Source organism: Mucilaginibacter celer (genome assembly GCF_003576455.2).
GTDB classification, from domain to species: domain Bacteria; phylum Bacteroidota; class Bacteroidia; order Sphingobacteriales; family Sphingobacteriaceae; genus Mucilaginibacter; species Mucilaginibacter celer.
On record NZ_CP032869.1, the window covers coordinates 3321030 to 3342211 of the forward strand.

20 protein-coding genes are annotated in these 21182 nt (G+C 41.7%); 9 read left to right on the plus strand and 11 right to left on the minus strand.

Annotated features, from left to right (window positions below; genetic code table 11):
* The first annotated feature begins 134 nt into the window (after nt 1–134).
* Nucleotides 135–608 carry a GNAT family N-acetyltransferase gene (locus HYN43_RS13220; RefSeq protein ID WP_119409797.1) on the plus strand — a complete coding sequence of 158 codons (474 nt, stop codon included), beginning with the start codon at nt 135–137 and terminating at the stop codon, nt 606–608.
* 142 nt (nt 609–750) lie between these two features.
* Here HYN43_RS13220 and HYN43_RS13225 read toward each other — a convergent pair whose 3' ends face one another.
* From HYN43_RS13225 to HYN43_RS30320, 3 genes are all read right to left on the minus strand, one after another.
* Nucleotides 751–1272 carry an AidA/PixA family protein gene (locus HYN43_RS13225; protein WP_119409798.1) on the minus strand — a complete coding sequence of 174 codons (522 nt, stop codon included), beginning with the start codon at nt 1270–1272 and terminating at the stop codon, nt 751–753.
* Between the two features lie 540 nt (nt 1273–1812).
* Nucleotides 1813–2613 carry a hypothetical protein gene (locus HYN43_RS13230; RefSeq protein WP_119409799.1) on the minus strand — a complete coding sequence of 267 codons (801 nt, stop codon included), beginning with the start codon at nt 2611–2613 and terminating at the stop codon, nt 1813–1815.
* A 57-nt stretch (nt 2614–2670) separates the two neighbouring features.
* A complete protein-coding gene (locus HYN43_RS30320; protein WP_162996448.1) occupies nt 2671–3324 on the minus strand; it encodes a hypothetical protein in 654 nt (217 codons plus the stop codon).
* Between the two features lie 514 nt (nt 3325–3838).
* On the opposite strand from HYN43_RS30320, the gene HYN43_RS13240 reads away from it, so the two are divergent.
* Nucleotides 3839–4030: a hypothetical protein gene (locus HYN43_RS13240; protein ID WP_119409801.1), complete on the plus strand. Its 192-nt coding sequence runs from the start codon at nt 3839–3841 to the stop codon at nt 4028–4030.
* A gap of 94 nt (nt 4031–4124) precedes the next feature.
* A complete protein-coding gene (locus tag HYN43_RS13245; RefSeq protein ID WP_119409802.1) occupies nt 4125–5912 on the plus strand; it encodes a tetratricopeptide repeat-containing sensor histidine kinase in 1788 nt (595 codons plus the stop codon).
* Here the strand turns inward: HYN43_RS13245 and HYN43_RS13250 are convergent.
* Entirely contained in the window at nt 5907–6545 is a 639-nt protein-coding gene (locus HYN43_RS13250; RefSeq protein ID WP_119409803.1) for a response regulator transcription factor, read from the minus strand. The genes HYN43_RS13245 and HYN43_RS13250 overlap by 6 nt on opposite strands.
* Nucleotides 6546–6739: 194 nt before the next feature.
* On the opposite strand from HYN43_RS13250, the gene HYN43_RS13260 reads away from it, so the two are divergent.
* From HYN43_RS13260 to HYN43_RS13275, 4 genes are all read left to right on the plus strand, one after another.
* Nucleotides 6740–7345, plus strand: a complete 606-nt coding sequence (locus HYN43_RS13260; RefSeq protein WP_162996449.1) for a hypothetical protein — start codon at nt 6740–6742, stop codon at nt 7343–7345.
* Nucleotides 7346–8309: 964 nt separating this feature from the next.
* A complete protein-coding gene (locus HYN43_RS13265; protein WP_119409805.1) occupies nt 8310–11549 on the plus strand; it encodes a SusC/RagA family TonB-linked outer membrane protein in 3240 nt (1079 codons plus the stop codon).
* Between the two features lie 29 nt (nt 11550–11578).
* Nucleotides 11579–13015: a SusD/RagB family nutrient-binding outer membrane lipoprotein gene (locus HYN43_RS13270; RefSeq protein WP_119409806.1), complete on the plus strand. Its 1437-nt coding sequence runs from the start codon at nt 11579–11581 to the stop codon at nt 13013–13015.
* A gap of 23 nt (nt 13016–13038) precedes the next feature.
* Complete coding sequence (locus tag HYN43_RS13275) at nt 13039–13932, plus strand: BT_3987 domain-containing protein (RefSeq protein ID WP_162996450.1); 894 nt, start codon at nt 13039–13041, stop codon at nt 13930–13932.
* Nucleotides 13933–14235: 303 nt separating this feature from the next.
* Here HYN43_RS13275 and HYN43_RS13280 read toward each other — a convergent pair whose 3' ends face one another.
* The 3 genes from HYN43_RS13280 to HYN43_RS13290 form a co-directional block, all read right to left on the minus strand.
* Nucleotides 14236–15459 (minus strand): CehA/McbA family metallohydrolase, encoded by a 1224-nt coding sequence (locus HYN43_RS13280; protein ID WP_205589929.1) that lies wholly within the window; start codon nt 15457–15459, stop codon nt 14236–14238.
* 246 nt (nt 15460–15705) lie between these two features.
* The gene (gene tatA / locus HYN43_RS13285) at nt 15706–15888 is read right to left on the minus strand and encodes a twin-arginine translocase TatA/TatE family subunit (protein ID WP_119409808.1); all 183 of its coding nucleotides are present in this window, start codon (nt 15886–15888) and stop codon (nt 15706–15708) included.
* 46 nt (nt 15889–15934) lie between these two features.
* The gene (locus HYN43_RS13290; RefSeq protein WP_119409809.1) at nt 15935–16174 is read right to left on the minus strand and encodes a helix-turn-helix domain-containing protein; all 240 of its coding nucleotides are present in this window, start codon (nt 16172–16174) and stop codon (nt 15935–15937) included.
* Nucleotides 16175–16426: 252 nt separating this feature from the next.
* Here HYN43_RS13290 and HYN43_RS13295 point away from each other — a divergent pair, with 252 nt between their 5' ends.
* A complete protein-coding gene (locus HYN43_RS13295) occupies nt 16427–16975 on the plus strand; it encodes a fasciclin domain-containing protein (RefSeq protein ID WP_119409810.1) in 549 nt (182 codons plus the stop codon).
* Between the two features lie 87 nt (nt 16976–17062).
* Here HYN43_RS13295 and xth read toward each other — a convergent pair whose 3' ends face one another.
* The 3 genes from xth to HYN43_RS13310 all read right to left on the minus strand — a co-directional run bounded on the left by xth (nt 17063) and on the right by HYN43_RS13310 (nt 18981).
* Complete coding sequence (gene xth / locus HYN43_RS13300) at nt 17063–17836, minus strand: exodeoxyribonuclease III (protein WP_119409811.1); 774 nt, start codon at nt 17834–17836, stop codon at nt 17063–17065.
* 110 nt (nt 17837–17946) lie between these two features.
* A complete protein-coding gene (locus HYN43_RS13305) occupies nt 17947–18138 on the minus strand; it encodes a hypothetical protein (RefSeq protein WP_119409812.1) in 192 nt (63 codons plus the stop codon).
* 411 nt (nt 18139–18549) lie between these two features.
* Nucleotides 18550–18981, minus strand: coding sequence for a hypothetical protein (locus tag HYN43_RS13310; protein WP_162996451.1), 432 nt, complete (start codon nt 18979–18981; stop codon nt 18550–18552).
* Nucleotides 18982–19392: 411 nt separating this feature from the next.
* On the opposite strand from HYN43_RS13310, the gene HYN43_RS13315 reads away from it, so the two are divergent.
* On the plus strand, nt 19393–20439 hold the full coding sequence (locus HYN43_RS13315) for an IS110 family RNA-guided transposase (RefSeq protein ID WP_119406621.1): 1047 nt from the start codon (nt 19393–19395) through the stop codon (nt 20437–20439).
* Nucleotides 20440–20814: 375 nt separating this feature from the next.
* Here HYN43_RS13315 and HYN43_RS30325 read toward each other — a convergent pair whose 3' ends face one another.
* Complete coding sequence (locus tag HYN43_RS30325; RefSeq protein WP_162996452.1) at nt 20815–21180, minus strand: hypothetical protein; 366 nt, start codon at nt 21178–21180, stop codon at nt 20815–20817.
* Between the last annotated feature and the right edge of the window lie 2 nt (nt 21181–21182).

A 21182-nucleotide genomic window follows, 5' to 3' on the forward strand; every position in this document is an offset into this window, starting at 1 on the left:
ATGAGGTTGTTTTTTAAATAATCAAACCATACATACCTTAGGGCATAAATGCCGGCAAGCTTCAAATTTGCTAATCAGAAAAATAAAAGAAAATTAATCCACCGAATGCAGGCCCGGCTAAATATCAGCAAGAAATGAACACTCCCGTATATACAACTGCTATAGTTAGCGATGAAAATGACATCCCTTTTGATTTGTTGTTACTGGCCGATGAAAGCATTGAAGCCATTAACAAATACATTTATCAATGCAGGGTGTATATTGTCACAAGCCCGAATAATAACAAGCCTATTGCCGTTTTCGCGCTGTTGCATTTAAACCAGGAGGAAATAGAAATAAAAAACATAGCTGTAGCTACAGAATACCAGGGCTTGGGTATCGGTAGCAAATTAATTGATGAAATAAAGCAATTAGCTATAGACCAGGGTTACCGGCAAATTTGGGTTGGCACAGCTGATTGCGCTTTACCTGAAATAGTTTTTTATGAAAAGAATGGTTTTACTAAAGCCGGCGTAAAAACAAATTTCTTTATTGATAATTATCCCGCGCCGATATTTGATAACGGTGTAATGCTGAAAGATATGATTATGCTGCAAATGAACATATAATCAACTATTATTTTAAAAGTAAAAACGGGGCTGCCTTTTTGTAATGCAACCCCGTTTATTAATTCCCCCGCATAAACAATCTTTAAACAGGGCTCATGATAAGAAATAGGTTTATAACCGTTGTTTAGCCGGATGCTTCCGCTTAATTAACGTTAATAAATGGATCCCATGAAAAGTAGCCGATGATCTGGCCATTTGAGTTGTTTACCAATACAAAAGATAATGTATACTGGATGGTGAGACCGAGCTGCAAAATAGTGCCCGATACTGTACTTACCTGGTTAATAAATTTTGACGGAGAAGCCGCAGGCGGGTTACCGGTAGCCAAATAAGCGTAGGCCTCGCCGCAGGCATACGACAACGGTGTGTTGATAGCTGTTGAGGGGTTGAATGATCCGTTGTATAAATACGCTGTCTGATCAAAATTATTATCGAACGTAGTGATTGCCCATTCAATGGTGTCGCCACCATCGGCGCTGATCTGTAATTCTGACTGGCCCTGGGTTCCGTTACTTACGTAGCTGTTAGGAGCTACCATTGCTATGTACACGTTTGATGTGCCGTAAGAACCTAAATTGTTTGGAGAATCGGCCGAACCAACCGGAAAGCCTGCTGTAGCCAATGCTGCTCCGTCCACTGCGATTAATACATTAATTGTTGCCATGATTTAGATGTGTGTTTTTCCTACTCGTTTGGCTTTTCGGATGTACGCCCCTGCAATATTTGCCTTCACAGGTAGACCCGTTTTTTTATGTGGTAGCTGAATTCCACATTTTTAAGCATACAAACCACAGGTTTAAAAGCAGCGGCCATTTGTGTTTTTACCAGCCTCGCTTTTTACTCATCAGGTTTAAATACTAAAAATGAAATTCCCGGGTATCATTTTCATTATAAAGGTATGAGGCCTGGCAAGGCAGTTCAAGCGTATATCTACCGCTTTAATATTTTGCGTATAAACACATAAATATTAACCAATATGAATAAAAATATTATTACGTAGTTATAACTGAAGAGTGCCTTCCTAAGAGGATTTATCGAAAAGCTAAAATGCAGAGGCTTTGAGAGCCTGATTCCACTATATCTATAGTGCGAGGTAAAACAGGATAAATAATATCCTCAATATTATGAATAAACGATAATGAAGCATCTTCCTCACGCAGTGTAGTCGTCTCGGGCTTGTTGAAGAAGATGCTTCGCTATCTGTTTATTTTTTATTACAAATTTCGGTAACTGCTGTACGGCGGGTAGCGGTATAAACAATACCATTTACCATTTCGTAACCGGTAGATACGCTTTGCGAATAGCGTTTTAACACCATACCTGTATTATTATCAATCAGCATTGTTCCGTTTATCCGGCTGTTAAGGCTTCCGCCTAAAACCGATACTTTATAGGTAATGGTGGTGGTTAAACTGTTAGCTGCATAAATGGTGTAATTAATTTCGGCTGATGATGTGCTGGTTTTCCAGGTATAGCCTTTTTTAAGCGATGGATTTACCGGAAAGTTAACCATAAAAGGCAATGTACTGCCTGCAGATAAGTTTTCAGGCTGGATACCTGCAAATGATAACAGGGTATCATTCGCCATAGCCGGGCGTTTAACCGCCACTATCTCACCTTTATTATTTACTGATACACTTGCCTGGGCATTAAACAACTTTTGGAGCCCTGCCTGGATGATTGAATTAGGATCAACCGGGCGGCCCGAATGATAAACCATAACCTGGTTCATAGCATTAATTGTATCAATCAATTTATCAGTACTGATGGTAACAGAAGCTCCCCTATCAGAAGCATCGGTTACTTTATATAATTTGGTGGCTATCGACACCGAACTTACATTCAGTGTTTGACCACCGCGCTGTAATACGCAGTTGGATTTGGCAATTACCTGCCTTTGAAATTCATCGCCCTGCTTAAATCGTACCTGCCCGTAAGCAAAGCTGCTGATGCAGGCTGTTATGAGGATGAATATATATTTTAACTTGGTTGGGGTAGTTTTCATTTTGATGATTTTGTGATAGTGCCCTTCGGCATATCTACATGATGTCTTTTTTTTTGATTATTTCCGTCGCGGCGCGTGAGGTTTATTCCTTTTTATCGCTTTGCCGCCGGGCTTGCTGTTTTTTTCATCGGCCGGCATAATCAGCTTAAAGCTCAGGCTTTCCGGAAGTACCGGTACTGACCATGGGATAACATCGGCAGAATTTAATGACAGCGGAAACGAATCAAAAAGATTAGGCATTAAGGGTACAGAGCCGTTTGAAATTCCTGACACTCCCGAAGGTGTTGGCTCGGTTGGAGCCGGAGGCAATTCGGGCGATTCGGGTAAAGGCAAATCAATCATCGATGAGGTGGCAACCGGCAAATCTTTAAGGCTTTGCTTAGGCAAAGCAGGTGCTTCGGGTGCATCAGGCGATGGTATATCGGGCAACCCGTCCTGGCCTGTCAAAGGCTGGTCGGGAGCGTTTACCGGTGGTGGCGTTGTTGATACTGCTGCAAGTACCGGCACAGGCACAGGCGAAACAGCCGGTTGCGAAACCACCGGAACATCGGTAAGCGTTAAAGTAATCTGTTTATTATTAGCAGCACCGTTTTTATTGGTACTACCTTTAGTAATAGTACCGGGAATTACAGGCGGCGGCACATTCCAGTCCGACTGGTTGTTACGGGTTTGGGCTACCGTTCGGTTTACGCAAACGGTAATTGCAGCCAAAAGTAAAATCGGTATTAATTTACTTCGGCCTCTGATCCTTTCAGGTTGACGGAACATATATGATATTTCGGTTTTAATTATTCATTTATACAAAAGGTTAACTGCTTTAGTTACACCAGCAGCTTATAAACAGCCTTTTAAATTATTTAACAAGGTTTGGTAATTGATAATTCAGAGGCTCCTCTCTCTTAATTTTATATTGATCTGTGTTAATAAAGTTAACTTTTTTTATCAATTACCTACTTCCCAACTTTTACCTGCAAGCCTTTCTTTAAACACTCAAATCAGGCGTTCTTTTTTAGGCCTGATTCGGGTTATTAATCTTTTGTAAAGCTAAGCCTAACAACCTCATATTAAAATACCAACTGCTTTGTATTGTACACCCTTCAGGTACTCGCTAAAATTGCTTTATCAAATAAAACCAAAAAACAAATAACGAAATAAGCGCGGTGCTATTCACGCAAAACCCCGACGCAGCGTATTTCAGCAGGTTTCACCTAAAAATTAAAAAATTATGGAAAGCAATTTAAATTACCTGATGGGCTGCATGTCATTAACTTTTGTAGGATTATCGGCCATGTACAGGCTAAAATTCAATAAATTAAAAGGTACCGGCCGCATACCGTGTTTGCTTGGTGCAAGGCAGCGTCAAATAATCTTTTTTGTATTGGCAGTACTTTCTGCACTGGTTATCATTATTTACTAACACCGGGCATTATCTTGCAAAACCAGCGCCGTACGGGTAACTTTTTGACTATAGCACCTAATTCGTTAACTTTAACCGGGCTATATACCTGTACATGAAACATATACTATTGCTTTTACTGGGTTTAGCTACACTTCCGTGCTTCGGTCAAAATACCGATAGTTTAAAAAAAATAGCGTTTAGCAACTTACCCGCGCAAAAACAACTCAATGCTATCACGCTGATTATTAAACAATCGCCGGCAAAAGCAAAAAAACAACTTGGCCCTATAGCAATGCAGGGCCTAAATATCGCATCCGGGTTAAAAAACCAGGCTGCTGCCGGTATGCTTTTGAAAACTATTGCAAACTCCTATTACCTCAACGGCAGTTATGATTCGGCGGCCTTTTATTATAACCGGGCCGAACAGGTTTTCAATAAGCTAAATAAACAGGATACCCTAACTGCCGATTATATCAGCCTGGCCGCCGCCTATGCTAAACTCAAACATTACGATAAGGCATTTGAATTTTACAATAAAGCTATCGCCCTTGCTCCCAAAACCGGATCCCGGCAGCAATTAATGACGGTACTAAACCAGGTTGGATCATTATACGAAACAACCGGCAACTATCGTGAGGCCCTTAATTATTTCAGACAATCGTTTGATATCAGGGATTCGTTAATGCTGGTTGAGAAAACCAAAGCAAGCACCACAGAGGCTTACAGCCATAATTTTATGGGAGATGTGATGGGGAGCATCAGGCAAAAAAACGACTCGGCTGCCGATATCTTAAAAACCATCGAGGTAAAAAAGACACTGAACGATACGCTGGCACTATCCATCAATTACTTCAATCTCGGAATTTTATATAAAAATAAACAAATGTATCCGGAGGCGCTTGATGCCTTGAAAAGCAGCCTGCAATTTTCGGCCCAGATCCATTATACTGATATGCAAAGCAGCGCTGCTTACGAAATTGCTGATTTATATGAACTGGAGGCCGATTACAAACAATCGCTTATTTATTTAAAAAAGCATGTGGAAGCAAATGCCCTAAGTAATACCAAAGGCTCCCAAACGGTGGATCAGCTGCAAACCAAATACGAGATAACCCAACGGGAAGACCAGGTACTGAAACAGCAGTTTGAAATAACCAAGCGCAACTACTGGATGGCGGGATCTTTTATTTTTATTTTACTGATGATGTTTGCCGGCTTCTTTTACTATAAACAACTTAAGTTAAGGCAACGCAACATAGCCATGCAGGCCATCATAGCTACCGAAGAAAGCGAACGGCGGCGGATTGCCCAGGATTTGCATGATAGCGTAAGCCAGATTATATCGGCAGCAAAAATAAATCTAACGGTAATTGGCGATGAATTACCTTTTGATAATGACGACCAGAAGGCACGCTTTAAAAAAGCGATAGATTTGGTTGACAACGGTTTTAGGGAAGTACGCACCATATCGCACAACATGGCGCCCTGGGCCCTGCATAAAACAGGACTGGCGCAGGTAATTAAACAATTTATTTCAAACATCGATACCGGCTTTATAGCTATAAACTTTTTTAGTAAAGGCTTTGACGCACCTTTTGATGATACCATCGAGATTATTTTATACCGGGTATTACAGGAGAGTGTAAACAATGTAATGAAGCATGCCAATGCCACCAGGCTCGATATTTCGCTTATCAGAACAGAAGAGGAAATTAGCCTTACCATTGAAGATAACGGCAAAGGCTTTGATACAACCCGCCCCGAAGTTTATAACGGAATGGGACTAAACAACCTAAAATCGCGTATTAATTTTTTAAAAGGTAAGGTTGAATTTATTTCAGAACCTGGTAAAGGAACATTGGTATCGGTATATATCCCTGTTGGTAATAAAGTGCTATAGGTTATTTTGCATAATAAACCTGTTAAGCTCTACCGGGTTTTTAAGGTTTAGCTTTTGCATAATGTTTTTACGATGCGTTTCAACGGTATAAATGCTCAGATGCAGCTGATCGGCCATTTGCTGATTGGTAAGGTTTTGTTTAATGAGCTGCAGCAGCTCCATTTCGCGCTTGGTAAGCTGAAACTGTTTCAGGAACAGGTCGGGCTCATCAAAACCTGAATGAACGGCCTCCTTTTTATGCGGAAAACACAGTTCGCCCTCATTTACCTTGCGCATCACTCTAATTAATTCATCCTTTTCGGCATTTTTAAACAAATAGCCATTGGCTCCTTCGGTACGGGCCTTTTCAATCAAATGCTCTTCATTATAGGTAGATAACATTACCACTTTTACCTTGCCATAATAAGCCCGGATCCGTTTAAGCACTTCAAAGCCATTAATGCCGGGCATATTAATATCAAGCAATACCAAATCGGGGATACGATTGCTGTGCAATAGTTGCAGTACCTCTTTGCCGTTGGAGGCTACATTCATAATCTCAATATCCGGCTCACTTTGCAGCAGCATGCAAAGCCCGTTTATAAATAAGGTATGATCATCCGCAATGATCACTGATAATTTTCCGGCTGTCATTTAATTGGTGTTAGCAGATGTAAAGCTATGCTTTATCTCCTGCCACAGAAATACAAACTGCTTTGTATTGTACACTTTTTTCCGGGTACCTAAAATTGTGTTATAAACCAGCCACTGTGCGGTAAACCAATTAATGCCGACTAAAAGTTGGCTGGCAATGAACACAGCAACATCATTACTAACCTTCCAAAGCAATGGAATACATTATTTGCACAATTATAATAATGCTTTTTTGCATCATAGCCCTATCGCGCGACACCATGACCGAGAGAGCGATAGTATTACCGGCCTCAAAAGCACCCTTAACAAGAAAAATCAATGCTTGTCAGCAGGCCCCTGCAAGGGATTTACGCAGGGTTCATATCACAGCCCCGTTAAAATTCAGTTTTTTTACCGAAACCTCAACTTTAACCCGGGATGTTAAACATAAGCTATTGCCGGCAACCCCTGTTAAACGTACCTACATCTTCGTCGGGCTGAATATCAATAAACCAAAATCAACCTCGGCAGGCAGTGCCACCCTGGCCCGGCAACCCCGATATTATAGCCGGGAGCACCAGATTGTTACAAGTCCGGGCAATCATGCGGTATTAATTGTGGGATACATGAAAAAGGTAAGATTAAAATGCAAAGCCACTGTACCCTCCACAACAGATTTAAAGTTCAGAACATTTTCGGCAACCTATCAAAACATCCCACAACGCCATCCCTATTTAATGCCATTGTCTACACTCCATTCCTTTTATAACAACCCAGGTTATTATTCCTCAAAGCGATACTTTTCGTATTCACGTGGCTGAGTACATTATCACCTCTGTTACTGAACATTGCAGGATAATTATCAGGTTATTAAAAGCAAACACTAATAATTACCCAATAAAACAGCACAAAACACCAAAAATCGAAATAAAATTGTCCAAAAAAAACAACTTCAACTGCAAAACATCAGTAATTGCGAACAAAATGATTAGATAAACAACCAACATACAATAAACAGTCAAAACATTCGTACTATATTTTAGATTAAAATCGCATTAGAAATAAAATAAATTAAAACAAACTACCGCTGATAGCATTTTATCAAATACCATCGTATATTTTTAAAAAAACCATCATAAAATCGACAAGTTTTTAAAATATAGACAGTAATTTTGAAATTTAACACAAAAAAAAGAGCGAGAATCTAAAAGATCCATCCAGATAGAACACTAAATAAATATTAAAATAAAAAATATAATTAAAAAAATATTCAATAACCATAACACAACACTCTAAAAATCAGCTACAAATAAAAATATACAGTTTTTATAATAATAAAAAATAGGTAAAAGGTTTTACCAAAAACTTAATTATACCCGCAAAAAGCCAGGTATTGCAAAAAAAATACACTCACCCCCGCTACTTCGTCATACCCCCAAAGCATAACTCTTCTCAAAAAAATTAAAAATTACTCATAAATGACACAATAATGAGTTCTTTTTAGGTGATATTGATAAAACTGAATGGTTATTATTAATATATCATTAAAAACGTCGCCTATTTTATCACATTACCGCCTCAACCTATAGTTCTCTAAACAATTCCGTGAATTTTAAATGAATTAAAAGCAAAATCAATATTAAATTTACATCAGATAAAATGTTTTATCTGATTTTTTATACATATTTTAATACATTAACACCAATCTTGAACTTTTTTCAAGTTTTTTTTCATTTTATTGCAAAAATTGTAGTTTTGAGTATTAACTAAAACTGATTTTTAATAATGAAAAAACTCCTACTCGCAAGCTGGTGTTTGTTCATGCTATTTATTAGTGTGGCACATGCACAAAACAAAACAGTTACCGGCCGGGTAACTTCGAAAGATGATGGACTACCGCTGCCTGGCGTATCCATCCGGGTTACGGGGACAACCCTCGGTACCCAGACCAATGCAAATGGCCAATTTGTATTGAACGTTCCCTCTTCGGCAAAATCATTAAGCTTTAGCTTTATCGGTTACACTTCCCGTACTGTTGAAATTGGCAACGGCCCCCTGGACGTTAAATTGGAAAGTGCAGCCAATAAGTTATCCGAAGTTGTGATTTCGGGTGCTTATGGTACCAAGCAAACTTCCCGTTCTGCTTCTTATGCCGCCCAGGTAGTAAAGTCGGACGAGTTGAACACTATTCGTCAGCCCAACATCAACAACGCATTGGCTGGTAAAGTTGCCGGTATCCAGGTACGTAGCCAGTCGGCTGCTGCTTTGGGTCGTGGTACCAATATCAGGCTTCGTGGCGCTGTGGGTTTTGGTAGCGGCAACAACCCGCTTTATGTGGTTGACGGTACCATTTTGCCAAACTCAGACGACCTTAACCCAGATGATATGGAATCTGTGTCGATATTGGAAGGTCCGGCGGCTTCGGCACAATTTGGTTCGCAAGGTGCATTCGGTGCTATCGTTATGACTTCTAAAAAAGGCAAAAAAGGTCGTGGTACAGGCATCGAGCTGAATGTTGGCGCCAACTTTGACCGTGCTTACATCCTGCCTAACTACCAAAACACTTATGGTGGTGGTGCATCGGCAGATTTTATCCAGTACCACTGGAAACAAGGCGATCCTGAAGGCTGGAAAGCGCTTGACGGTAAATACTATCCTGATTATACCGATGATAGCAGCTGGGGCCCGCGCATGGTTGGCCAGGAATATATTCCATGGTATGCATGGGCTGCAGGTACAAAATATTCATTCAAAACTGCTAAATGGAACCCTGAACCTGATAACGCGAAAGACTTCTTCCAAACGGGTATCGCACTTAACAACGGTATCGCTTTCAGCAAAGCCGGCGACGACTATAACGTAAGGATGAGCTACAACAACCAAAACACCCGTGGTATTGTACCTGAAACCAAGTTGAATAAAAACATCTTCAACCTGAACGTTAACTTAGATCTGAACAAGCATTTCAGTGCAGGTGCCAACATCAACTTTGTAGGTACCCAGCTTAACGGACAGATCAGCGATGCTTATGCAAGCGCAACCAGCGGTTCGTTCAACTCATGGTTCCACCGTGATTTGGATATGGGTATTATGAAGGAGTTACAGGATTTAAAATCTCCTGATGGTACCTACGTGAGCTGGAACCACCAAAATCCAAACTCATACGATCCGGCACACCCTGATCAGTTTTATGCAGGTAACTACTGGTATAACCCGTATTTATGGCAAAAACAATGGAGAAACCTTAACCAGAGAGATCGTTTTTATGGCTCGGTTTACTTCCAGTACAACATCAATAAAGATTTAAACTTTAAAGTAACCTACCGCCGTAACCAAACCAATACCTGGAACGAGGGTAAAATCTCGTCTGAAATTCAAGCCAGCGGTACCCAAACCGGCCAGAAGGCTGCCTACGGTACGTCAAACAGTTACTCGAACCGCGAAAACTACGAAACCTTGTTAAGCTATAACAAGCAGATCAAAGATTTCCACGTAAACGCCAACGCCGGTACTGATATTTACAACTGGAGCTACAAAGATAACTCTGCAAGTACTGTAAACGGCTTAAGCGTACCAAACCTCTATTCAATATCAAACTCGGTAGATCCGGTTTCGGTAGGTAACGGCCGCACGCAGGAGCAATATCGTGCCGTGTTTGGCAAAGCTTCCATTGGCTACAAATCGATAGTGTATGTTGACGGTACCTTACGTAACGACTGGTACTCAACATTACCAAAAGCCAATGGCGCTAACTCAGTATTATCAAAATCATTTGGTGGTTCATTCATCTTCAGCGAATTACTTCCGGGATACAGAGACTGGCTGAGCTTTGGTAAAGTAAGGGCTTCATGGGGCCAGATTCCGCGCGCTTTAAGTACCGGTACCGAAACCTTTGGTGCTTATGTAAACAACGTGGTTTACGGCGTGGCCGCCAACAAATTTAACGGCTACCTGCTGCAAGGCGGTCCGAACAACTTTGTTGATCCAAACCTGCATGGTAGCACTACCGAAACTGTAGAGGTTGGTTTTAACCTTGGTTTCCTTAACGACAGAGCTACTTTTGGTGCAACCTATTACGCTGCAAAAGATAAAGATTTCCCGCAATCGCTTAATGTAAACAGGGCAAGCGGTGTATCATTTATTCAAACCAACGTAGGTGCTATTAAAAGAAAAGGTTTAGAGTTAATGGCTGGTGGTACCCCTATTAAACTTCCAAACTTTAGCTGGACAATTAATGCCAACTTCGCGCAGTTAATTGACAATACCGTAACCGAAATTAGCGACAAATACGGTGTTGACCGCGTGCAGGTGGCAGGTGTTTGGGGTACAGATATGCCATACCTTATCAATCAGAAAGGCAAATGGTGGGGCCAGATTTACGGTAACGGTATTAAACGCAATGCTAATGGCGTACCAATCCTTACCGCATCAGGTATGTACCAAAATGATCCTAACGTTTACTTTGGCAGCGCATTACCTAAATACACAGGTGGTTTGCAAAACTCATTCACCGTTTTTAAAGACTTTATCCTGAATGTTAACGTAGATTATCAGTTTGGCGGTAAATTCGTATCCCTGTCGAACAGGTGGGGCCAGTTTAGTGGTTTAACTGCAAATACAGCAGCACTTAACGACAAAGGCTTATCGGTACGTGACCCTGTTGAAGATGGCGGTGGTGTTAAAGTTACCGGTGTTGATGCCAACAACAACCCTGTTACTTACTATGTTGACGCAAAAGCATACTACCAGGGCTTAACCAACAACAAAACTTACGATCCTTATATCTACGATCTTACCTTCATCAAATTGCGTGAGGTAGCGTTGGGTTATAACCTCCCTATCAAGAAATGGGGTTTGGGCAAAACCTTACAATCGGCAAGGTTTGAGCTTACAGGCCGTAACTTATTGTTAATATACGCCAAATCAAAAGATTTCGATCCATCGGAGATCACCGCAACAGAAGGTGAAACTGCACAGTATCCTGGTACAAGGGGTATAGGCTTTAACCTGCGAGTAACATTTTAACGATTTAGGGATATCAGAGAGATAAAAAAATGAAAAAGATATATTTATACACCATAGCAAGCGCACTCACATTGTTTGGTGCGGGCTGTAATAAAATTAAAGACTTTGGTGATGTTAACAACAACCCCGGAGCAACCGTAACGCCTATTCCATCGGCGTTGCTATCAAACGTTGAAGTGGGTTTAGGCGGTTATGCCTCAACCGGCACCGAAGCTATAAGCGGTGGCCAGTATGCCCAGTATTTTACCGAAACACAGTATTCAGGTACCTCACTTTATAATTTGCCTCAAAACTCGTTTGCAGGTAACTACGGTGGTAACCTTAACAACCTGCAAATCATTATCAGGCTAAACCCTAACAAAAACATGGTTAATGTTGCCAAAATATTGCAACAGTACATTTTTTGGATCATGACCGACTCTTGGGGTGATATTCCGTATAGCGAAGCACTGCAGGGCTCTGCAAACATCACACCTAAATTTGATGCGCAGCAGGATATTTACAAAGGCATGTTGAGTACGCTTACAACCGCTATCAACTCGTTTGATTCATCGCCAATAAGCGGCGACCTGATTTATGGCGGCGACGTTGCTTCGTGGAAAAGAATGGCAAACTCGTTAAAATTGCTTATCTCAGTACAAATGTCGAAAGTAGCGAGCGTTTCAGCCTTGGGTTCAACATCTGTTAAAGAGGCAATTGCATCGGGTGTTATCGAAAATTATGAACAAAACTTCATCCTGAAATATCCGGGCGGCCCATACAAAAGCCCATGGTGGAACCTTTACAATGGTCGTAAGGACTTTGCTGAATCAAAAACCCTTACCGACTATACTAAGTCAACATCCGATCCGCGTCAGGCCTTGTTTGGAGGCGATAGCGAGCAACCCGGCAGGTTAGGGACTTCCGACGTTGGTGTGCCTTATGGTTTAGCACGTTTAGCGGTTACCGCCTTTACAGATGCCAATCCAAACTGGGCCCGTGTTTTACGCGGCGATAAGAGGCTGGAAAATGGTTCTGTAACATTGATTACCGCTGCTGAAGTATGGCTTGCCAGATCTGAAGCTGCCAGTTTGGGTTGGACTACGGAAGTCGTTGCCACTGATTTTACAAACGGCATCAAAACATCGTTTGACCAGTGGGGACTGGACGGCGATGGAACCGGAGCAACTTTCGCTGCTAAACTTATAAAAGAGAATAGTAATAGTTTAGATATTAAACTAATCTCAACCCAACGCTGGGTTGCCAGCTATCCGGACGGCCACATGGCCTGGAATATCTGGAGAAAATCAGGTTTCCCTCTTCTGACTCCGGCTCCTGACCACACCAACTCTTCCGGTCAGATTGTACGTCGTTTTGTTTATGTACCTGATGAGTACAGCACCAACGGCAAAAATGTAACTGCTGCTGCAGCACGTATGGGCGGCGACAGCCAGGATACAAAAGTATGGTGGGATGGTGGCAATTGATCATTTTTAAAACAGACACGAACATGAAAAAGAATATATCATTTAAATACTTACTTATTGCCGGTATTTGCTCTGCGGTTGCCTTTACAGGCTGCAGAAAAGAAACCACTGCTGATAAGATCACAACAGAAGCCCTTAATAATGGCCTTTCATTTATCGGCTTCCCTGATGGGTTGGAGCAACCACACTTTTTTGATCCGTTTACCGATATCAAAACCGTTGATGTGTTTTCGATAAAACGCGATGCCAAGAGCGCCGCCGATTTGCAAAAAGATCAAACAATTACCTTAAAGGCGTTACCTGCCGCCATCGATAAATACAACGATGATAACGGTACCGCATATGAATTGCTGCCAACAAGCCTTTACACCATCAGCAGCCCCAAGGTTACCGCTGATGCAGCCGGAAACCTGAGCGCCAAGTTTGCTCCGGGCGATTTTCAGAACTACTTTACCATTAAATTGAATGGCGCCAAGTTTGATCTGACCAAAAAGTACGCTTTGGCTTATACTATTACTGATGCAGCCGGTTTAACCGTACATGCGGCAAGCAAAGATACCCTGTACTCCTTCTTTGCTATTAAAAACAAGTATGATGGTGCATACCACTCAACAGGTACCTTCCACCACCCGGTAAATGGCGACCGCGCTATCGACAGGGATAAAACCCTTACCACAGCCGGCGCAACTTCGGTAAGTACAGAAATTGGTGATATCGGCGGTTCAATGATCTTAACTGTGAACGAAGCTACCAACGAGGTAACTGTTTCGGGTAACGTTAGTGCTACTCAGCCATTATTGCCTGTAGCTGGTAAGAAAAGCACTTACGATCCGTCATCAAGAAGCTTTATCCTTAACTACAGGTATCCGGCTGGTACGGGTGATCGCGTTGTTGAAGAAACTATCAAACACAAGTAACATCAGATTCAAAACTAAGGAGAGGCAAAAATCTCTCCTTAGTTTTATTTACCAAACCAATTATCGTAACCGAATTGACAACGTTATCAGGCCGACAGATTGCATCAAACCTTATCTGCCTGATGATGCTCCAATATCGGAATTAATTGGCCCATCTGTACTTGCTCAATTTTTTTTCAACCAGAAACCTACACCTATAAACCCATAAACTAATACTTTGCAGCTTCGTTCTTTTAGTTAATAGTTATATATGCTTAAGCCGTACACAGTAAGCTCGTGTGCGGCTTTTATTTCTTATACCTGTTAAAAGTTTGGATCGAAATTAAAACAGATGGGATTTGAAAGCCCAACCATGTTCCCGCTCAACGCAGCCGATTGCGGCACCTGCGGATATGGTGTTGACGGCCCCTCCACCGTAACCCTGTAATACGTACGACCTGTTAGCGCCGGTGTATCAGTAAAATCAATAACAGGCGTTTTTCCATTCATTTTATAAGTATTAAACGGATTGCCGTTTTTTACCACATTAACAGTATAGGTTGTATCCTTAATACTGCTTCCGGTTAGCTTTACGCTAAACTTAACCGCTTTGCCGGTAGCCTTTACGTTATCTCCCATCATTGCATCCATTTTATCGTCGCCGTTTAAATCGGCATAAAATTCAACCCGCGGAGCATAAGGGTTTGAACTTATCGATACCCTGCCGTTTGTCAATGCATCTATCACAGCCTGCACTGTGCGTTTTTTTGCAAATACCCAGGTGGTTGGTGTGCCGGCATAATTGGCTTTAGCCTGGTAGGTGTTTGGTCCTGCCTTTTCATCGCCAACAGGTACGCCATGATGCGCATCGCTCCCACCCCTGCCGGTAAGCTTGCGGCCCGATGAAAGCATATCATCCCAGATCATTACGGCGTTAGCGTTTTTTGACCAGATGGCCGAATTCCATACTTCGATAGAGTTTACCATATCATACGAATACCCAAAATGGTCTTTACCACTTGGATGGTTAGCCGAAAGATGGATGCCCAACTTATTTTTGATTCGCCCAACCACTGTATCGCGCTGATCGCGTACATCGTAAAGCTGCTGATGATCATAAGGTTTGGCCGAAAAAGCGTTACCGTGGCCACGGGTGGTTGTCCACTCGGCAGCATAAAGTAATAATACCGAGTCTGATTTAAATTCAGGATCGGTCCAGGTGTTGTGGGCTACGTCGCCATCTACATGGTTATCATGATCCGTTATGGCCAGGTAGTCGATCCTTGCAGATTTGCAAAAGGCTATTATTTTAGCGATAGAGTTATTCGACGATTCTTTGCTATGCCTGGAGTGCATATGCAGCTCGCCTTTAAGCCATACGCCATCTGTAAGGCTGGCAACCGGTGGCGGTGATGCGATGGGTTTGGCCGTAAACGGGTTAACATGTTTTGAGTTTTGCCCCATAGCCGAGGCACTGATGCATCCTGCTATAGCTATCGCGCCAATGCGCATTAGCCCTTTTCGCAGGGTTTGATTTTTTGATGTCATATATAACTTTTAATCCGGGTAAATAAATTTTGCCCGAACCTACCCCTGTTATATTAGCTCATTGTTAATTGAGCTGAATGACATAAAAATGTGACAGAGCTAACGTTTATTGTAATATAATCGTTATTGCAAAAAATAAGCCCCCGCAGCCTTGTTCTTTCAAATCCGGCTTTGGGGCGGCTTATTCTCCGAATTTTCACTTTTATATGCTCTGCTATGCCTGATATGTTAAATGTACATCAATAGTTATTCTTTTACCTCGGTTACAACCGGTGCAGGTGCAGGCTCTGTTACGTGGCCGTTTTGAGCATCTTTAAAATCTTTCATGCCTTTGCCAAGGCCCTTCATCATTTCGGGTATTTTTTTGCCGCCAAATAATAATAAAACGGCTGCTAATATGAGGATAATCTCCGGTGCGCCTAATCCCATGGTGTTTGTTTTTTTAAGTGTAAATGTTTATTAAATCCCGGCCGCTTCAGGCGGCTTGTTCTTCTTCGTATTCGCAGACCGCTATCAGCGATCCAGGGTCGGTATCCAGCAGGCGGGCTATCTGGATCAGCCTGTCTACAGTGAGTTTTGAATAGTTAAGCTCAATTTTACTGTACGAGTTTTGACTCATCCTCATTTTAGCGGCCATGTATTCCTGCGAGTAGTTTTTGCTTTCGCGCAGCTGCCTGATGTGGTTTGCTATACGCCCTATATCGTTTTGGCTCATTGGTTTTATTTGATATTCAATTAACAATATATTATGACAAAAGTTAGGCTGTATCCTTAATAGGAGTAATGATTTAAAACGGCACGCATTATAAACTTCTTTTATCTTACCCCCGCGATTATAACATACGCTTAAAAATAATTTGCGGTTTGTGCAGACTGCTATATTTTTTCACTTCGTTTTAGCGTAACATTTTTTAATCCGCCGGTTAAAAAACGCCGTTAGTTACATCAAATCATTAAACATAATATCATGAAAAAATTATTTGTAATGGCCTTTGCTTTAGTAGCTATAGCGGTAGCGCCAAAAACTTACGCGCAAACTAAAATGGTAGGTGGCGCGGCCATGTATCCAACTAAAGACATTGTTGACAATGCAGTTAACTCAAAAGACCATACTACACTGGTAGCCGCCGTTAAAGCTGCCGGCCTGGTTGAAACCCTTAAAGGCGATGGCCCTTTCACCGTTTTTGCACCAACCAACGAGGCTTTTGATAAACTGCCCAAAGAAACCGTACCTACCCTGCTGAAACCTGAAAACAAAGAAACGCTTACCAAAGTACTTACTTACCACGTAGTTGCCGGCAAACTGAGCGCAGCCGATTTGAAGGCTAAAGTAAAAGCAGGCATGGGCAAAGCCGAACTTAAAACCGTAAGTGGTGGTACCATCACCGTAATGAAAGAAGGTAAAAAACTTTATCTTGTTGATGAAAAAGGCGGCAAATCATGGATCACCATTGCCGATGTTTTTCAGAAAAATGGTGTAATCCACGTTGTGAATACCGTGTTGATGCCTAAATAAAACCCAATAATTTGTAATAGTACAAAACGCCCGGTACCGTAAGCACCGGGCGTTTTGTTTATAAATGATTTTCCTGTATTGAATACGTCAATCCTTTAACCTGATCCAAACCGGACCATGATCGCTTGATTTTTCCCAGCCGCGTACGTGTTTATCAACGCCGGCAGCCTCCAGTTTGGGTAGCAGATCAGGACTGAGCAGGAAGTGATCAATCCTTAAACCGGCATCGCGGCCGTAGGCATTGCGGAAATAGTCCCAAAAGGTATAAATAGTTTCGGTTGGATGCAGGTGGCGGATAGCGTCTGTCCAGCCCTGAGCCAGCAGGGTTTGGAAAGCCTCGCGGGTTTCGGGGCGGAAAAGCGCATCGTCAACCCAGCGTTCGGGTTTGTACACGTCGGCGCCGGTGGGGATAATGTTATAGTCGCCGGTTAAAATTACGGGCTTGCCGGTGGCCATCAGTTCGGCCGCGTGGGTTTTGAAGCGGTCGAGCCAGGCCAGTTTATAATCAAACTTGGGGCCGGGAGCCGGATTACCATTGGGCAGGTACAGGCAGGCGATAGTAACACCATCAACTACGGCCTCGATGTAGCGGCTGTGGGTATCCTCCTCATCGCCGGGGAGGGCGCGGCGCACCTCGGTAACGTTGCGGTTACGGGTAAGTATGGCAACCCCGTTCCAGCTTTTTTGGCCGTGCCATATGGCATTGTAGCCAGCATTGAGCAGGGCTTGTTCCGGAAAATTCTCCTGCGGGGCTTTCAGTTCCTGCAGGCAGGCTACATCGGGTTGGGTTTCTTCCAGCCAGCGCAGCAGCACCGGCATCCGGGCATTTATACTGTTTACGTTATAGGTAGCAATTTTCATGATGCAAAATAACTATCTCCGGCCAAAACCGCGCTATAAAACATAATCTGCAACCTATATTTTAAACGCAGATACCTCGTTGTTGCGCGGAGATAGTTGTTACCCCAATATTATTTTTCAAACTCATCCGGGTTTACTTCGGGTTGCGCCGGGTGTTCTTCAGGTACATCGTCGGGCATGTTTCCGGGCGCTTCCTCGGGTATTTCCGGCTCCCCCGGATCTGTTGGTTGCCTGATCTCCGGGTTTTCCGGGGTTATGGGGAACTCTTCGGGTTCGAAGGGGATGGTGTGTTTTTTTGTCATGTATAGTATAACATAGGGCGGACGGAATGGTTTTAAGTTGAAGGGCAAAGGGCTGGGCTTAAATTGTCCCCATATTGTATTCAGCAGTAATGTCCTCTGCCTCCACGGATTGCTTATAAAAACGGCTTACTAACGCTGCGTCTCATAAAGAATTTTTATTACGGGTTCTGATATAACCATAGCTTTGGGAAACTTTCTCTTCGAATCCACTAATGCACCGGCTATCCGAAACAATACATCATTAGGAAAGATATAAGTAAAATCGTCTGCTTTTGCTTTGAATTGCTAATCAAAAAAACTATAATGATATCCTTTATAAAATCCCGGGATATCCTGTGTGATTTGCTCCCGGCTTTCAACAATCATTCGGGCAAACTCGTCGCGGGTACGTTTAGGGATAAAAATGATATTTCAATTCACTTTGCCAAACTGCTTTCCATATTTTTCTACTCCGTCTTTTAGTACAGTATCCCTGCTAAAGCATATTAAGTCTGAAATTGCTCCTTGTAAACGACTGCGGTTGTTTTTGTTAACGGTAAGGTAGCCAAGCAAGTTTCCACTTGCATCAACAACCCGCGGAGGATATTTTGCACTGGGATTATAGGGTGAGAAATTACTGGTTACAGAACCATATCGCCCATTTTCGTTCCAAATCGATTTTGGACCATGGGAGGAACCATATTCGGTAAACGGGCTCCATATTGAGTTTTGAGTTTCCGGGTCGCAGTCAAAACAGCCTAAAAACTGATCGTAGTGTTTGCCGCCATAAATTTTTGTGCCATTTTGCGCTTTTGCTGCAAATGAGGCGATAAGAGTTAAGAATAATATTACCAGCTTTCTCATAGTTGTTTTATTATTTATGGAGAACATTTAGTTCCTTAGAGGCTGTTTAAAAACGATTAAATATTCTTTTATGTAGAGACGCGTCACATGCGTCTCCCGTAGGACACAAGCAGCCTTGCACATCTCAGCTAACGTAAATTGCATGCGGGAGACGCAATTATGCGTCTCCTATGTTTGTCATCAAATAAAAAAGGGAATAAATTAGAAATCTTAAGTGAAAAGAATGAGAGTTGGGTCGCGTCTAAACAACTTTTATAGTATGTACATGTAGAGATCAGGCCTCATTCTTTTTACCTTTTAGAGTCTGAACAGAATGTAAGGAATACAGCAGGTCTGTATATTCAGGATATCCGACCAGGAGACAAGACGAAGAAAGGTTGTTCACTTAAGAAAATACAAACCTAATAAGTGATGGCAAAAATTTTAAAACAGGTAGCAGGCATTGATGTAGCTCAAAAAGAGTTGGTAGTTTCTCTTGGACGTATGGATGATTCTATTGAACCAGATATCTATGCTTTCAAAACATTTGCCAATAAACCATCTGGGTTTTCTGCTTTAGAAGTATGGATAAAGAAACATACGGATAAACAGGTAAAGGTCCGGTTTGTAATGGAAGCAACGGGCGTTTATCACGAAAAATTAGCGTATCATCTTTCAGGCCTGGGCTATGAAGTAAGTATTGTACTTCCTAATAAGATCAACAATTATGCTAAGTCACTCGAAACAAAAACGGTCACCGACAAAACAGCATCACAGGCTATCTGCCAGTTTGGACTGGAAAAGAAGATTAGTTTATGGCAACCACCAAAAAAAATATTCAGAGACCTTAAACAATTGACACGCGAAAGGAATCAGATAATCGCAGAACGTACGGTAGCTAAAAATCAACTGCATGCAGAAAATGCAGAAGCGTTTCCCAACGAAAGAAGCATAGCCAGGCTACACCAACGCATCCGGTTATTCAATGAACAGGAAAAGGAAATTAAAGCAGACCTCGCTGAAATAATCAAAAAGGATAAGGAATTGGTTGAAAAGATAAACAATATCAGCACAATACCAGGGGTTGGGAAGCTTACAGCCATAATTACCATGGCAGAAACCAATGGCTTTAACCTGATTAAAAGTAAAAAGCAAATCGAAAGCTATGCGGGATTTGATGTAAAGGAAAAGCAATCCGGCTCATCGGTAAAAGGAAAATCCAAAATATCAAAAAGAGGGAACAGGCACTTACGTAAAGCCATGTATATGCCGGCATTAGCAGCCATCAGGCATGACGATCGCTTTAAAGCTGTATTTATTCGGCTGGTAAGTAAACACGGTATTAAGATGAAGGCAGCTGTTGCGGTACAAAGAAAGCTACTGGGGCTCATCTATATCGTTTGGAAAACTGATATTAAATATGATCCCAAATTCCTGAACAAAGTAACAGAGAACGAAAAAGTAGTTATAAATAGTTAGAGCGGTGACATCATAAGATGAACCGCCCTAATCTGGCTGGCTTGTGCCGCCTTAATAAACAAATCTAAAAATTATTTGATGTTAACACAGAATCTCTACATTTAAAACCAATCAAATTTAAACAGCTTCTTAGATAATCAAATAAAGAGGATTCTGATTTTTAAAACAGGTTATGAAATCGCAAAAAACGCAATAGACATAGTGTAATCTTTTTCCCATATAACTCAGCCTACCCAACACTTTTTATAATCTTGCTAATCAAAAAAACTATAATGATATCCTTTATAAAATCCTTGGATATCCTGTGTGATTTGGTCCCGGCTTTCAACAATCATTTGAGCAAACTCGTCGCGGGTACGTTTAGGATTGTTCTTGTTAATAGTAAAATATCCGAGTGATTTTCCTTTTTTCATCGATAATTAGCGGTGGATATTTTGCCAAAGGATTATAAGGAGAAAATTGGCTTCGCTTACTACCGAACATCCCTTGTTCGTTCCAAATTGATTTTGGCCCATGAGTTGAACCAAAATCGCCGTAAATGCACCAAATTGACTTTATATTTTGATCGGAGCAATTGATGCAACCCAAAAATTGATCATGGTTTTTACCACCATAAATACTTAATTCTGTTTGCGCATTTACCGGGAATAATAATCCAGGTAAAGAAAGAATTAACAAAATACAATATTTTACAGATAAACTACAAATAGCACACATTTTGTCCCTGCCAAATAATGTCATAT

What these genes read in the sequence shown, in the direction of transcription:
- HYN43_RS13220 (WP_119409797.1), top strand. Translation starts at nt 135, where the DNA reads ATGAACACTCCCGTATATACAACTGCTATAGTTAGCGATGAAAATGAC.
- HYN43_RS13225 (WP_119409798.1), bottom strand. Translation starts at nt 1,272, where the DNA reads ATGGCAACAATTAATGTATTAATCGCAGTGGACGGAGCAGCATTGGCT.
- HYN43_RS13230 (WP_119409799.1), bottom strand. Translation starts at nt 2,613, where the DNA reads ATGAAAACTACCCCAACCAAGTTAAAATATATATTCATCCTCATAACA.
- HYN43_RS13240 (WP_119409801.1), top strand. Translation starts at nt 3,839, where the DNA reads ATGGAAAGCAATTTAAATTACCTGATGGGCTGCATGTCATTAACTTTT.
- HYN43_RS13245 (WP_119409802.1), top strand. Translation starts at nt 4,125, where the DNA reads ATGAAACATATACTATTGCTTTTACTGGGTTTAGCTACACTTCCGTGC.
- HYN43_RS13250 (WP_119409803.1), bottom strand. Translation starts at nt 6,545, where the DNA reads ATGACAGCCGGAAAATTATCAGTGATCATTGCGGATGATCATACCTTA.
- HYN43_RS13260 (WP_162996449.1), top strand. Translation starts at nt 6,740, where the DNA reads ATGGAATACATTATTTGCACAATTATAATAATGCTTTTTTGCATCATA.
- HYN43_RS13265 (WP_119409805.1), top strand. Translation starts at nt 8,310, where the DNA reads ATGAAAAAACTCCTACTCGCAAGCTGGTGTTTGTTCATGCTATTTATT.
- HYN43_RS13270 (WP_119409806.1), top strand. Translation starts at nt 11,579, where the DNA reads ATGAAAAAGATATATTTATACACCATAGCAAGCGCACTCACATTGTTT.
- HYN43_RS13275 (WP_162996450.1), top strand. Translation starts at nt 13,039, where the DNA reads ATGAAAAAGAATATATCATTTAAATACTTACTTATTGCCGGTATTTGC.
- HYN43_RS13280 (WP_205589929.1), bottom strand. Translation starts at nt 15,459, where the DNA reads ATGACATCAAAAAATCAAACCCTGCGAAAAGGGCTAATGCGCATTGGC.
- tatA (WP_119409808.1), bottom strand. Translation starts at nt 15,888, where the DNA reads ATGGGATTAGGCGCACCGGAGATTATCCTCATATTAGCAGCCGTTTTA.
- HYN43_RS13290 (WP_119409809.1), bottom strand. Translation starts at nt 16,174, where the DNA reads ATGAGCCAAAACGATATAGGGCGTATAGCAAACCACATCAGGCAGCTG.
- HYN43_RS13295 (WP_119409810.1), top strand. Translation starts at nt 16,427, where the DNA reads ATGAAAAAATTATTTGTAATGGCCTTTGCTTTAGTAGCTATAGCGGTA.
- xth (WP_119409811.1), bottom strand. Translation starts at nt 17,836, where the DNA reads ATGAAAATTGCTACCTATAACGTAAACAGTATAAATGCCCGGATGCCG.
- HYN43_RS13305 (WP_119409812.1), bottom strand. Translation starts at nt 18,138, where the DNA reads ATGACAAAAAAACACACCATCCCCTTCGAACCCGAAGAGTTCCCCATA.
- HYN43_RS13310 (WP_162996451.1), bottom strand. Translation starts at nt 18,981, where the DNA reads ATGAGAAAGCTGGTAATATTATTCTTAACTCTTATCGCCTCATTTGCA.
- HYN43_RS13315 (WP_119406621.1), top strand. Translation starts at nt 19,393, where the DNA reads ATGGCAAAAATTTTAAAACAGGTAGCAGGCATTGATGTAGCTCAAAAA.
- HYN43_RS30325 (WP_162996452.1), bottom strand. Translation starts at nt 21,180, where the DNA reads ATGACATTATTTGGCAGGGACAAAATGTGTGCTATTTGTAGTTTATCT.